Raw genomic sequence first — 526 nt, forward strand, 5'->3', positions numbered from 1 at the left:
CAATCTTTTATTTTGAACCCCAAAATAAAAGGATTTCCACTACTATCGGGGCTATGATATGCGTTTCCAAAAGAAAAAACAGAGAAGAAAGTAGGTTTCCAGAAGAAAAACCAGTTCCAAAAAGAAACTCTGCGTCTCTGCGTCTTTGCGAGATTCAAAAAATGTCTACAGAAAACCAAGCTTTGTGTCTTAATGTCTTCGCGGCAAATAAGGCAGAGCAAGGCAAAACCACACAAAAACAAAGATAACCCCAAAACAAACCAAAAAACTTTGCCTTGTAAAAAACGTCTAACCAGTGACTTATAAAAAAGATCAAAAATAGTTTTAAAAAAGGCTTGTAAATGCAAATAAAGGTGGTACTTTTGCACCCGCAACAACGGCAAACGTTCCCTGAAAGACTGACAAGCAGACGAGATTAAGACGAAAAGAAATTTTCAAAAAAAGATTGCGAAAAGCTTGTGAGAATGGAAAACGGATGTTACATTTGCACCCCGCAAACGAAGTTCACCGAACACTTTTTTAAATA

General features: G+C 36.7%; 1 protein-coding gene. It reads left to right on the forward strand.

Annotated elements, in window-relative coordinates; all coding sequences use genetic code 11:
* Window positions 1–248: hypothetical protein (locus AC1RRQ_RS23290; RefSeq protein ID WP_493025458.1), on the forward strand; the 248-nt coding region annotated here is incomplete at its 5' end.
* Between the last annotated feature and the right edge of the window lie 278 nt (window positions 249–526).

The organism is Flavobacterium sp. GW821-FHT12A05, assembly GCF_058807735.1.